General features: G+C 60.7%; 8 protein-coding genes and 2 tRNA genes. 2 read left to right on the plus strand and 8 right to left on the minus strand.

Annotation, left to right across the window (positions count from 1 at the left end):
- Positions 1 to 53: 53 nt before the first annotated feature.
- The 4 genes from OH720_RS05785 to OH720_RS05800 form a co-directional block, all read right to left on the minus strand.
- Complete coding sequence (locus OH720_RS05785; protein ID WP_272604861.1) at positions 54 to 1349, minus strand: virulence factor family protein; 1296 nt, start codon at positions 1347 to 1349, stop codon at positions 54 to 56.
- Positions 1349 to 3991 carry a bifunctional lysylphosphatidylglycerol flippase/synthetase MprF gene (mprF, locus tag OH720_RS05790; protein WP_272604862.1) on the minus strand — a complete coding sequence of 881 codons (2643 nt, stop codon included), beginning with the start codon at positions 3989 to 3991 and terminating at the stop codon, positions 1349 to 1351. Before mprF ends, OH720_RS05785 begins: the two co-directional genes overlap by 1 nt.
- A 278-nt stretch (positions 3992 to 4269) precedes the next feature.
- Positions 4270 to 4346 (minus strand) — tRNA-Met (locus OH720_RS05795).
- 229 nt (positions 4347 to 4575) lie between these two features.
- A tRNA-Met gene (locus OH720_RS05800) sits at positions 4576 to 4652 on the minus strand.
- 297 nt (positions 4653 to 4949) lie between these two features.
- Between OH720_RS05800 and dinB the strand changes: the two genes are divergently transcribed.
- Positions 4950 to 6011 carry a DNA polymerase IV gene (gene dinB / locus OH720_RS05805; RefSeq protein WP_272604863.1) on the plus strand — a complete coding sequence of 354 codons (1062 nt, stop codon included), beginning with the start codon at positions 4950 to 4952 and terminating at the stop codon, positions 6009 to 6011.
- Positions 6012 to 6108: 97 nt separating this feature from the next.
- Here the strand turns inward: dinB and OH720_RS05810 are convergent, their stop codons facing one another.
- The 4 genes from OH720_RS05810 to OH720_RS05825 form a co-directional block, all read right to left on the minus strand.
- Complete coding sequence (locus OH720_RS05810) at positions 6109 to 7062, minus strand: hypothetical protein (protein ID WP_008060685.1); 954 nt, start codon at positions 7060 to 7062, stop codon at positions 6109 to 6111.
- 17 nt (positions 7063 to 7079) lie between these two features.
- Positions 7080 to 8795, minus strand: a complete 1716-nt coding sequence (locus tag OH720_RS05815) for a proline--tRNA ligase (protein WP_272604864.1) — start codon at positions 8793 to 8795, stop codon at positions 7080 to 7082.
- Between the two features lie 142 nt (positions 8796 to 8937).
- Positions 8938 to 10497 (minus strand): AmpG family muropeptide MFS transporter, encoded by a 1560-nt coding sequence (locus OH720_RS05820; protein WP_008060689.1) that lies wholly within the window; start codon positions 10495 to 10497, stop codon positions 8938 to 8940.
- A gap of 44 nt (positions 10498 to 10541) precedes the next feature.
- Positions 10542 to 10895, minus strand: a complete 354-nt coding sequence (locus OH720_RS05825) for an MGMT family protein (protein WP_272604865.1) — start codon at positions 10893 to 10895, stop codon at positions 10542 to 10544.
- A gap of 163 nt (positions 10896 to 11058) precedes the next feature.
- Between OH720_RS05825 and OH720_RS05830 the strand changes: the two genes are divergently transcribed.
- The gene (locus OH720_RS05830) at positions 11059 to 12066 is read left to right on the plus strand and encodes a DUF481 domain-containing protein (RefSeq protein ID WP_272604866.1); all 1008 of its coding nucleotides are present in this window, start codon (positions 11059 to 11061) and stop codon (positions 12064 to 12066) included.
- Positions 12067 to 12087: the final 21 nt, after the last annotated feature.

Consider the following 12087-nt stretch of genomic DNA (forward strand, 5'->3'; position numbering starts at 1 on the left):
AAAAAAAGCCCCCGGTGCCTTGCGGCAGCGGGGGCTTTTTTGTGCGGCCAGGATTATTCCTGGGCTTCAGTTTCCTGCGCTTGCCGCTTCTGGATCACATCCACCAGGCGCTGCGCCAGGGCCGGGTAGTTCTCGTCGAAGTGGTGGCCGCCAGGCAACTTGATGGCTTCACCCACCGCGCTCTTGTCGGTGCAGCCGCTTTCGTCGATTTCTTCTTCGCCGAAGATGCACACCACTTTGGCGGCAGGCAGCTTGGCCATTTCCGGGCCGGTGGCGGCTTCTTTGCCAGCGTTGCCAAGCCAGCCTTCGACTTCGATTTCGAAGCTGCCGGTGCGGGCGAAGGCCAGCAGGATAATGGCGTCGACGCGCTGCTGCTCGGACTCTGCAAGGCGGTTGTAGATTGCCGGAAGCACATCGGCACCGAACGAGTAGCCGGTCAGGATGAAGCGCTTGGTGCCCCATTTCTGCCGGTAGTGCTGCATCAGCTCGGCGAGGTCCAGGGCGCTTTGCTCGGGGCTCTTGTGCTGCCAGTAGTAGCGCAGGGTGTCGATGCCGACCACCGGGTAACCGATCTTGGCCATCTCGCCCGCCACGTCGCGGTCGAGGTCGCGCCAGCCGCCGTCACCTGAAAGGAACAGCGTGACGGTATCCTTGGCCTGACCGGCCGGCACCTCGACCACGGGTATTTGCAAGCCGCCCGCGTCCTTGTCACCACCGACCAGCAGTTTGCGCAGTTCGTTGTTCAGCACTTGCGGCAGGTTGATGTCGTAGTCGCTGATGCTGGTTTCGGCGTTCGGTTGGTCACGCACGAAGCCGGCGCTGGTGTCGTCCGGGTTGTCGTTCCACGCCACCAGCCAGTGGCCGTGGGCGGCGCTTTTCGGCAGCAGGTGGGTGCAGCCGGGTTTTTCCAGGGCCAGGTCCACCGACACGGCCTGGGCCTTGTCGTTCTTCTGCTCGGACAGCCAGCGCCAGGCCAGCACCGCGCCCGGGCCGATGCCGCTGACCAGGGTGGCCGGGCCTTTCAGTTCCCGCAGGCCCGATTGCAAGGCACGGCTTTGCAGCAGGCAGTCCTTGGGCAGGATCACCTGGACAATCTGCGCCGAACCGCTACGGCTCAGGGTCAGCAACTGCTTGTCGCTGAGTTTCTGGTCTTCGTTGACCGCCACCAGTACCTGGGCCTTGGGCGTGGTGCCGGGGATAACGCGGGTCATGGCCGCGCCATCGGTGGGGGTCAGCAGTTCGAGGGTCGGTTCTGGTGCCGGGCGTTTGAGGTACCAGTAGCCACCACCGAGAATCAGGGCCACCACTACCAGGGTGCCCAGTACATAGCGCAGGGAGCGTTGAATCATCAGCGTTTCACCAATCCAGTCAAGCCGCCCGCGATCAGGGCGGCAGTGTCGGCCAAGGCAACCAGCGGATCGAGTCCGGCGGGCACGGCCATATAACGGGGTTCCCAGTCAGGCTGGAACTTGTCTTTGAAGCGGCGCAAGCCTTGGAAGTTGTAGAGCTGCTCACCACGGCGGAATACCATCGAGCCCAGGCGCTGGGTCAAGGGTGCACCGCGACGGGGTTGCAACCCCGACAACGGCACCATGCCCAGGCTGAAACGCGCGTATCCGTGACTCTTATAATGTTGGATCAGGCCGACCATCATGAACTCCATGGTCAGCTTGGGGGCGTCCGGGTGCGCGCGCATCAGGTCGAGGCTGGCCAGGTCATGGCCGTAGGTCTCGAGCAGGTTGGCGAACGCCACCGGGCGTCCTTCGAAACGGATCACGGCAATGCGGAAGTGCTTGAGGTAATCGTCGCTGAAGCGGCCGAGGGAGAAGCCTTTCTCGCGCACGTTCTTGCCGGTCAGCCAGGCATCGGAAATCACCTTGAGCTCATCCATTGGCGCCTGGCCCGGCTCATGGATTTCCAGAGACAGGCCGTCGCGAGTGCCACGGTTCCAGGTGTAGCGCAGGTCCTTCATCTCCTTGCCCTTGGCCTCGAGGTCAAAGCGCTTGAGGTCGACCCTGGCTTCTTCGCCCAGCTTGATCGCGGTCAGGCCGATGTCCATGTAGTACGGCAGGTTCTCCGCGCGCACTTGATAGAACACGGGGCGGGCGTGATGGATGTCGCACAGGTCGCGGAACTGCCAGATCATTTCCGCCCGTTGCTGGCCCGGACCGATCGGGTCATACAACGCCACCAGGCTGCGACCGCGGCGGGCGTACATCAGGAACGCCTCGTCGTTGGGGTGGAACAGCAGCGCCTTGTCGCCGGTCAGGGCCAGGCCGCCATCCGGTTGGGCGGATGCCATGAGAATCTTGCTCGCGCGCTCCAGCTCATCGGCTGTCGGCAGGTGGATGACCGGGCGGGCGGTGCGCAGCAACCAGGTCAGGGACACCACCACCAGCAGGACCGCCGCGCCGAGCAGCGAGCGCAAGCCGCGGGGGGCATCGGCATCGAGGGTGAACTGCCACCAGAGTTGATGGCTGTACGGAACGTCCTGGTACGCGAACAACAGCAGCCACATCGAGGCGCCAAGTACGCACAGGCTGGCCACCAGGTACAGGGGCGAGAACGGCACCTCGGTCAGGCGGCTGGGGCGATAGAACGAGCGCCGGAAAACCCCCAGCAGGCTCGCCGTCAGCACCATCAGAGTGGCTTCCTCCCAGTCAAAACCCTTGAGCAGGGAGAGCAGGGCGCCGACCAGCAGCAGAATGGTGGTCAGCATCCAGGCGGCCGACAGTCGACGACGCAGGCCTTGGGCCAGCAACAGGCACAACACACCGATCAGACTGGCGCCAAAGTGCGAGGCGTCGACCAGACGGTGCGGGATCAGGAAGCCGATATGTTCAAGGCGCGTGTCGATTTCCGGTGTCGCGCCGGAGAACAGCAACACAACGCCGGACAGGAACACCAGCACCGCCAATATAGGCGCGGCCAGGCCTGAGGCGGCACGCAGGGTCTGGCGCGTCTGAAACAGGCGCTGGCCTTCGCTGATCAACAGGAACAGGCAGGCTACCAGCATCGGCAGTACCACATAGATCAAGCGGTAGAGCAGCAGGGCGGCGGCCAATGGTGCGGCGCCGAGCTTGTCGGAGAAGGCTGCGAGCAAAATCGCTTCGAATACGCCGACCCCACCCGGTACATGGCTGAGCACGCCGGCGGCCAGGGCCAACAGGTAAACCAGCAGAAACGCGCCGAACGGCGGCGCTTCCGGCAACAACAGATAGAGCACGGTGGCGGCAGCGGCCACGTCCAGGGCGGTAATGACCAGTTGCAGGAAGGTCAGGCGGCGCCCGGGCAGGCGCAAGGTGCGGCGGCCGATCTGTACCAGCAGGTTGTCGGCGTACGGTTGTTCCGGCAGGCGCCGACGGTAGATGCCGATGGCCAGTACCGCGAACAGCAACAGAACAGCCGTCGCGATGGTGCCCAGCAGGACTGGCGAAAGCCCCAGGGCGGTGGAGGCTGCGGGCAGGTCGCTGAGTGTCGCCAGCGCGGCAAGCGGTGGCAGGGCGCAACCGAGCGAGAGGCTGGCGAACAGCGTCATGCGCGCGACTTCAGTGGCCCCCAGGCCATGGCGCGCATACAGGCGGTAGCGAACCGAGCCACCGGACAGCATCGAAAGACCAATGGCATTGCCGATCGCGAAGGCGGTGAAGCCGCCCAGTGCCAGGGTTCTCGGTGCCAGGCTGACGCCGGCGTAGCGGCTGGCCGACCATTCGTAACCCAGCAAAATGACGAAGCCTGTGACGGTAGCAGCCAGCGCACCCAGCAGTGCCGGTTGCGGAACCTCGAGGATCGAGTCGTGCAAAGCGTCCAGGTCGAGTTCGCTCAGCAAGTGACGGCAGGCAATCAGCGCAATGGTGAACAACAACAGGGTGACCGCCAGGCCGATGGGTTGGCGGTACTTGCTGATCAGGTCAAGCAAGCGCAGCCGTTGCGCCTTGATCGGTTGTGTCGCTGTGACGGTGTCTTGTGGATCAGACGAGTTGGCGCGCATCAATCACCTCTTGGATTGTGCGCGACAGGATGGGGGTATCCAGCCAAGTTACCAATCCCTGTAGAAAAAAATAATCACGAATAATAACGCCTGGCACCGAGTCCCGGTGACAGTTCGTCTTGAGTCGTAGAGCGTGCAATGTGCGATTGAGCATAGTCGGAACTCAGCGCATCGGTGAGCCCGTAAGGTTCACCACACAGTGACAGATCATTGTTGCGAAAGGACTTTTTCTACAGATACAAAAAAGGCCACTCTTTCGAGTAGCCTTTTTTGATGTTTGGTTGCGGGAGCCGGATTTGAACCGACGACCTTCGGGTTATGAGCCCGACGAGCTACCAGACTGCTCCATCCCGCGTCTGTGTGGCGGCATTCTATAGAGAATCGCCGGGGTGTCAACCGTTAATCCCAAACTGGGTCAAATAAGTTTGAGAAAGGGCAAAAAGTGCGAGGAGGGGACCTAAGTTTCGGAATCAGAACGATTTCTTATGGCGTCGTGCTACAGGCCGCCATAAGGGGGAGGATGCTGATGACAAAACTGACACGCACAAAAAAGGCCACTCTTTCGAGTAGCCTTTTTTGATGTTTGGTTGCGGGAGCCGGATTTGAACCGACGACCTTCGGGTTATGAGCCCGACGAGCTACCAGACTGCTCCATCCCGCGTCTGTGTTGGCAATTCTATAGAAATGCGCGGGGGTGTCAACCTGCAATTTTGACAAAACCTCTTCCGGTTCAATCGCTTAGCTACATATCGCGGCGCTCGGATGGCCTGAGAGGCAGGTGTGGCAAGGCCTGCGGCTCTATTGGAGCCAACTTCTTGATTGAGAAAATAAATTCAACCGAGCGTTCCTGCGAGTGAAAAAGAACCCTCAAGGTACTGGTGCTATATACAGTTGTCAGTGAGATACTGTTTTCCTACACCGCGTGACGCTATTTCTACCCCATGAACACCGCGTTGAAATGACCCAGCGAAAAATCATCCACGTCGATTGTGATTGCTTCTACGCCGCCATCGAGATGCGGGACGACCCGCGCCTGGCTGGAAAACCCCTGGCGGTCGGCGGGTCGGCGGACCGGCGTGGCGTGATTGCCACCTGCAATTATGAAGCCCGGGCCTATGGTGTGCGCTCGGCCATGTCCTCGGGGCATGCATTGAAGCTGTGCCCGGACCTGACGATCGTCAAGCCGCGCATGGATGCCTATAGAGAAGCATCCAGGGAAATTCACACGATCTTTCGCGACTACACCGAGATCATCGAGCCGCTTTCCCTGGATGAGGCGTACCTCGATGTATCGGACAGCGCGCATTTTGGCGGCAGTGCCACGCGAATTGCCCAGGACATTCGTCGGCGCGTCTCCAATCAATTGCATATCACCGTCTCCGCCGGGGTGGCACCTAACAAGTTCCTGGCCAAGATTGCCAGTGACTGGAAAAAGCCCAACGGATTGTTTGTCATCACCCCGGATCAGGTCGAGGCGTTTGTCAGTGGCTTGCCGGTGAGCAAGCTGCACGGGGTTGGTAAAGTCACCGCCGACAGGCTGGGCAAGCTCGGCATCGTCGACTGCTCGCAGCTGCGCGAGTGGAACAAGTTGGCGCTGGTGCGTGAATTCGGCAGTTTTGGCGAGCGACTCTGGAGTCTGGCCCGTGGGATCGATGACCGTCTGGTGCATAACGACAGCCGCCGCCAGTCCATCAGCGTCGAAAACACCTACGACGTCGACTTGCCAGACCTGCGCAGTTGCCTGGACAAGTTGCCGGAACTGCTGGAAACCCTCGCCTCGCGCATGGCGAGAATCGACAGCAGCTATCGGCCGGGCAAACCCTTCGTCAAAGTGAAGTTCCATGATTTCACCCAGACCACGCTGGAGCAGGCGGGGGCGGGGCGGGACCTGGGCAGTTATCAGTTGTTGCTGACGCAGGCGTTCAACCGTGGCGGTAAACCGGTGCGGTTGTTGGGCGTGGGGGTGAGGCTGGAGGATTTGCGGGGCGGGTTTGAGCAGATGGAGTTGTTTGAGCGTTAAACCTTAAAGTCAAAAGATCGCAGCCTTCGGCAGCTCCTACAGGGGGAATGCGTTCCTCTGTAGTAGCTGCCGCAGGCTGCGATCTTTATACAAGGCCTTAATTCGGTCCCGGATCCGCCACCAGTCGCCCGGCATCCTTGGTCAATGACTTGAGGAATTCGGTCTGCAGCTCCGGATCGTTGCGAGTCAGTTCGATCAGGCTCTGTTCCAGTTCCGTGGCTTCTTCTTCCAGGCCCAGTTCCGACAGGCGCTTGACCCGGTGAACCCACTGGCTCACTTCGTCGTCTTCAAGGTCGTCGTAAATCAAGCCGTGGGCTTCGAGCAACTTGCCGCGCAAGGTGCTGCTCAGTGCGAGCGACGAATCGCTGTGCACATCGTCCTTGGCATCCTGGACGTTGATCTGCAGCTTGCTCAGGTGATTGAGGTCATGTTCGGCGAACGGGCTGTCCAACAGGTTCAGGCGCAAGACGCCGTTCTTGTCGGTGCTCAGCTCGAAGGTTTCCTTGCCAGCCTTGACTTCGACCGGGCGCTCGCTCCAGGGCAGGCTCGAGTATTCCGTGCGTTTGTCGAGCTGCACTTCGTCGATGCCGGCCAGGTTCTGCTGGGCGCGTCCATGGGACTGCACGTTCATGAACGGATTGAGCCCGGCGAAGCCGTAGCTGAACCAGTCCCTGGTCATGCTATCCGGCAGATTGCCCAGGGCAAACACGTTGGCCACGTTGGCGCCGACCCCGGCCACTACCGCGACCGCGCCCAGCGGGATCTCATAGACCTCCCGCCAGGGTTGGTACGGCGTGTAGCGATCGTAATGGCGGGTGACCTCGAACTCGGTGACTTCGAAAGTCTTCTGCTCGTGGATTTTCACCCGGCGTTGAGGGAGCTCAAGCACCTTGGGCTCCCCCACGTCGATCTGCAGGCTGTGATCAAGCAATTTGCGCTCGACACGTTCCTCGTGCTCGCTGCGTTGTGACATGTGGTTGGCACAGCCGCTGACCAGCAGGGTGCCGCACAGGGCGGCACCACCGAGGCCTAAGGTGTTTCGCTTGAACATGACGTCTCTATCTGGTTTCAGCGGCGGATACGGGCCTGAAGGAAAGGCAGCACGTCGGCAACCGGCAGCGCTTGCGGCTCGGCCTCGGTACGGCTCTTGTATTCCAGGTTGCCTTCGGCAAGGCCGCGGTCGCTGACCACGATCCGGTGAGGAATGCCGATCAGCTCCATGTCCGCGAACTTGATGCCCGGGCTGGTTTTCTTGTCGCGGTCGTCCAGCAGCACTTCGAAGCCGGCGGCAGTCAGTTCTGCGTACAGCTTGTCGGTGGCTTCGCGAACCAGGTCGGTTTCGTAGCGCAGTGGCACCAGGGCAACCTGGAACGGCGCCAGGGTGTCACTCCAGATGATGCCTTTGTCGTCGTTGTTCTGCTCGATGGCAGCCGCGACCACGCGGGAGACGCCAATGCCGTAGCAGCCCATTTCCAGGGTGACCGGCTTGCCGTTCTCGCCCAGTACTTCGCACTTCATCGCCTTGCTGTACTTGTTGCCCAGCTGGAAGATGTGCCCGACTTCGATGCCGCGCTTGATTTCCAGGGTGCCCTTGCCGTCCGGGCTTGGGTCGCCGCTGACCACGTTACGCAGGTCGGCAACGGTCGGAACCGGCAGGTCGCGTTCCCAGTTCACGCCGAAGTAGTGCTTGTCGTCGATGTTGGCACCGATGCCGAAGTCGCTCATCAGCTCCACGGAACGGTCGATGATGATTGGCAGTGGCAGGTTCAGCGGGCCCAGGGAGCCGGCGCCGGCGCCAATGGCGTCGCGCAGTTCGGCATCGTTGGCCATGACCAGCGGGCTGGCAACGCCAGGCTGGTTGGCGGCCTTGATTTCGTTCAGCTCGTGGTCGCCACGGATGATCAGGGCGATCAGCTTGCCTTCTTCTTCGGCGTGCACGATCAGGGTCTTGATGGTTTTTTCAATCGGCAGATTGAATTTTTCCACCAGCGCAGCGATGGTTTTAGTGTCTGGCGTGTCGACCAGGCGCAGCTCTTCGCTTGGCGCTGGACGCGAGGTTTCACGCGGCACGGCTTCGGCTTTCTCGATGTTCGCCGCGTAGTCGGAACCGTTGCTGAAGACGATATCGTCTTCGCCGGACTCGGCCAGTACGTGGAACTCGTGGGAGCCGGCGCCGCCGATGGAGCCGTTGTCGGCTTCAACCGGGCGGAACTTCAGGCCCAGGCGGGTGAAAACGTTGCAGTACGCCTGGTGCATACGATCGTACGTGACCTGCAGCGATGGCTGGTCAGCGTGGAACGAGTAGGCGTCCTTCATGATGAATTCGCGGCCGCGCATCAAGCCGAAGCGTGGACGGATCTCGTCACGGAATTTGGTCTGGATCTGATACAGGTTGATCGGCAGCTGCTTGTAGCTGCTTAGCTCGTTGCGCATCAGGTCGGTGATGACTTCTTCGTGGGTGGGACCTGCGCAGAAGTCGCGACCGTGGCGATCCTTGAAGCGCAGCAATTCAGGACCGTACTCTTCCCAGCGCCCGGATTCCTGCCACAGCTCAGCCGGTTGAGTGCTCGGCATCAACACTTCGAGCGAGCCGGCGGCGTTCATTTCTTCGCGAACGACGGCTTCGACCTTGCGCATCACTCGCAAGCCCATCGGCAGCCAGGTGTACAGGCCCGAGGCGAGTTTGCGGATCATGCCGGCGCGCAGCATCAGCTGATGGCTGATCACGACCGCGTCGGAAGGCGTTTCTTTTTGTGTGGCGAGCAAAAATTGACTGGTGCGCATGGTTGGCCGTTATCGATTGCTGATGACGAGAAATGACGGAGCATTGTACGGGCGAGTTCCGCTGTCGTACAGGCGTGCGGTCGGTGCGGTGGCAGGAGGACGGGATTGACCCCGTCCTCTGTAGGATTTCTGCGCGTGTTCCCTACGATTCTTCCACAACCTGGGTAGGAGCCGGCTCAGGTTTCGGTGTCGGACCTGCGCGACGGTTCTCCTGGAACCAGTGCAAGGCGATCAGCAGTAGCGTCGGAACACCCAGCAGGGCGGTGATCAGGAAGAAATTGTGATAACCGAACTTCTCTACCATGACGCCCGAATAACCGCCGATCAGGCGCGGCAGCAAGAGCATGATCGAGCTGAGCAAGGCGTATTGGGTGGCGGAGAACTTGAGGTTGGTCAGGCTCGACAGGTAGGCGACGAATGCCGAAGTCGCCAGGCCTGAACTGAAGTTGTCCAGGGAAATGGTCAGGATCAGCATGTTGAGGTTGGCGCCCATGTCGGCCAGCAACAGGAACAATATATTGGTGCCCGCCGACGCTGCGCCGCCAATGAACAGGATCGGCAGGATGCCAAAGCGCACGATCAGCAGGCCGCCCATGCCGGCACCCACCAGGGTCATGATCAGGCCGAAGATCTTGCTGACGCTGGCGATCTGGTCCTTGGTGAAACCCTGGTCGATGTAGAAAACGTTGGCCATCACGCCCATCACCGTATCGGACATCCGGTAGGTGGCGATCAGCCCCAGCAGCAGCAGCGCTTGCCAGCGATAACGCAGAATGAAGTCGTTGATCGGCGTCAGTACCGGTGCCAGGCCCCGACGACCCATGGCCGACAGGCACAGGGCGGTGAGGGTGGTGTAGAGGATCGCGCGCAGGAACGCGCGGTCTTCGAGCAGCAGGTCGAGCAGGCTCTCGCCTTCGAACAGTACGCTGGCGAAGTCGGTGTTGTAGAGCTGGGTAAACATGGCCGGCACGGACACCAGCAGCACGATCAGGACGAACACCGAGGCCAGTTGATGCACGAAGCTGTAGCGCCCGGCCTGCAGTTGCGTGCGCAGGGGCACCGAAGGCTCGCGCATGAACAGCGAGGTGAGCAGCGCCGGGACCATCAGGGCACCAAACAGCAGGTAAGTGCCGGCCCATGCCGAATGCTTGTAGTTGAAGCCGGTGGAGCCGAAGCCTTCGGCGAAGAACAGCGCGCCGGCCGTGGCCAGCAGTGCCGCGATGCGGTAGCCAGACATGTAGCTGGCGGCGAGCGCCGCCTGGCGACTGTCATCCGCGATCTCGAGGCGGTAGGCGTCCACTGCAATGTCTTGCGTCGCCGAGGCGAAGGCCACGACCACCGCGATGGCGATCAGCCAGGACAAATGTTTTTGCGGGTCACAAAAGCCCATCCCGACCAGGCCCAGAATGACCAGCGCTTGCGACAACACCAGCCAGGATCGTCGCCGGCCGAGTTTGCCCAGCAACGGCAGGCGCCATTGGTCGAGCAGGGGGGACCAGACCCATTTGAAGGCATAGGCCAGGCCGATCAGGCTTGCATAGCCGATGGTTTCGCGCGCCACACCGGCTTCGCGCAACCAGACCGAAAGCGTTGAAAACACCAGCATGTAGGGCAAGCCGGCGGCGAAACCCAGCAATAACAGTACAAGCGTCGAAGGGCTGGCATAGGCAGCAAGCGCGGCGCGCCAGGTTTTACGGGGCATGGGCTGGAGTCTGCCTCAAGAAATACGGAAACAAAGCGCGCACTCTAACCGCTGTGCTCTACCGGGCGCCACCCATGGCGCTGAATATCAACACGATTGTTCAGGACACTGATGCCTTCCATGCGTAGTCGCGCGCGCTGTTCGTCCCCGGAGGGACTGCCTGCGGGCAGGCTCAGGCGCCCGCCGGCACCGAGCACGCGGTGCCAGGGCAATTTGCTGTCCCCGGGCAGTTGACTCAACGTCCTCCCGACCCAGCGAGCGGCGCGTCCGAGGCCCGCAAGTTCAGCGAGTTGACCATAACTCACGACCTTGCCTTCGGGTACTTGCGCAAGTGTCAGGTAGAGCGCCGTGCGTCGGATTTGCGCGGCACTTTCGGGTTTTTCGCTCGGCTCGATCACGTTCGCAGTTCCTGAAGTCGTTCGCACTACCGTCTGTAGAGTAAATGCTGGATTGCCAGTTGAGAAATGAACTCAATAGAAAAAGTTGGGTCAGTCGTTGCCAGGGTCTTATTCCTGAGGATAATGCCGACTTTTTTTCGCGAACCCGAGCCCGTTTTTGCTTATGTTGTCCAGAACCTTGCTGTGCCTCGCTGTCATCAGTGCCTCCACTCCCTTGCTCGCCGACACCGTCTGGTTGAAGAACGGTGACAAGCTGAGCGGCAAGATCATCCTGTTCGACGGTGGCAAGCTGCTGGTCCAGACGGAGTACGCCGGTGCGGTGCCGATCGACTGGAAGCAGGTCAAGACCCTGGAAAGTGATCAGCAACTGTTGGTCAAGCAGGATGCCTACACCGGTGAGAAGGCCAAGTCGCTGCACGCGGCGGATGATGGCAAGGTGACTTTGGAAAACGGTGACGGGCCCAAGACGGTAGAGCTGGCGAGCGTGCAGCAAATCCTCAAGCCCAAGCCTGTGGTCGAGGATCTGGTGTGGAAAGGCAATATCGATGCGGCGCTGGATTATCAGCGGGCTGACAAGGATACCGACGATTACGACATCGACTTCAAGACCACGGCGCGCCATGGTCGGTGGCGGCATACCGCAGAAGGCGAGTACAACCGCGAATTCCAGGATGACGTGGTCACTACCGACAATTGGCGGGGAGAGTACTCCCTCGACCGTTTCCTGACGGAAAAATGGTTCTGGCAAGGTCGCCTGGTGTACAAGCGTGACAAGGTCGAGGATCTGTCCCGCCAGCGTACCGTCGGTACCGGTCCTGGTTATCAGTTCTGGGATGACGAACTGGGTGCGTTCTCGCTCGGTTCGCTGGTCAACCGCACGGACTATCAATTCGCTGACGGCAGTAAGGAAAATTTCTATTCGGTGGCCATGAAGTGGGATTACAACCGCTACCTCATTGGCAAGAAAGTCGAGTTCTTCACCAATGGCGAGGTGGGCAAACCACTGTCCGGCGTGGCCGAATATGCACTGGATGCCGAGATGGGCCTGCGTTACAAGGTCACGGACTGGGCGTCGCTGAACCTCAAGGCCGAGCGAGACATTATCGACGGGACCGACGATGCTGACCTGGATAAGACCCGATACACGGCCGGATTTGGCGTGACCTGGTAAGGCATAAAAAAATCGCGACTT

The sequence above is a fragment of the Pseudomonas sp. WJP1 genome (assembly GCF_028471945.1).
In the GTDB taxonomy this organism is placed as follows: domain Bacteria; phylum Pseudomonadota; class Gammaproteobacteria; order Pseudomonadales; family Pseudomonadaceae; genus Aquipseudomonas.

Excerpts from the sequence above, each read along its gene's own strand:
- OH720_RS05785 (WP_272604861.1), bottom strand. The coding sequence starts at position 1,349 with ATGATTCAACGCTCCCTGCGCTATGTACTGGGCACCCTGGTAGTGGTG.
- mprF (WP_272604862.1), bottom strand. The coding sequence starts at position 3,991 with ATGCGCGCCAACTCGTCTGATCCACAAGACACCGTCACAGCGACACAA.
- dinB (WP_272604863.1), top strand. The coding sequence starts at position 4,950 with ATGACCCAGCGAAAAATCATCCACGTCGATTGTGATTGCTTCTACGCC.
- OH720_RS05810 (WP_008060685.1), bottom strand. The coding sequence starts at position 7,062 with ATGTTCAAGCGAAACACCTTAGGCCTCGGTGGTGCCGCCCTGTGCGGC.
- OH720_RS05815 (WP_272604864.1), bottom strand. The coding sequence starts at position 8,795 with ATGCGCACCAGTCAATTTTTGCTCGCCACACAAAAAGAAACGCCTTCC.
- OH720_RS05820 (WP_008060689.1), bottom strand. The coding sequence starts at position 10,497 with ATGCCCCGTAAAACCTGGCGCGCCGCGCTTGCTGCCTATGCCAGCCCT.
- OH720_RS05830 (WP_272604866.1), top strand. The coding sequence starts at position 11,059 with ATGTTGTCCAGAACCTTGCTGTGCCTCGCTGTCATCAGTGCCTCCACT.